1 protein-coding gene is annotated in these 538 nt (G+C 48.5%); it reads right to left on the bottom strand.

From position 1 onward, the window contains the following. Positions 1–538: CHASE domain-containing protein (locus tag R7040_RS29445; protein ID WP_318098048.1), on the bottom strand; the 538-nt coding region annotated here is incomplete at both ends.

Below are 538 nucleotides of genomic sequence, written 5' to 3' on the forward strand. Positions count from 1 at the left end.
CGCAATACTCAGTGCAATGAGAATGGGATAGCCAATGATTCTGACGATGTTCAGTTCAAACCACGAAATTTGTTGCTCAAGCTGCCCACCCGCGTAGGCCGCCATGCTCCAGCCACCGTAAGGGAAGTGCACATGCTCTTTGGCGTACAATTTGCCCGTTTGATTAGGATCACCAAAGAACATATCCCCATATTCGCCGCCGCTGTCATAACCGCGTATCGTCAAAGGATAATGGTATGAGAAGTCGAATACGCCGGTTTCTCGCATTAAACCATCAAAATCCACCACAGCGCTGATCACACCCCAATACTCTTTGTTGATTGGTGGGTCTCGAAATACTGGCACGCGTACAATAAGCCCTCGCCCACCTTGAACAAGCGACACCGGCCCCGCGATGAAAATCTCTTGAATATCTTTGGCTTTTTGAACTTGTACCCATTGCGCTGGTACTTTACGGTAATCCAGACCAAGGACGCGCTCGTTGCCTTGAGTTGGGAATATATGGCTAATTACATCATTTTCCGCAATACCGATGACC

The organism is Vibrio sp. 1069, assembly GCF_033340555.1.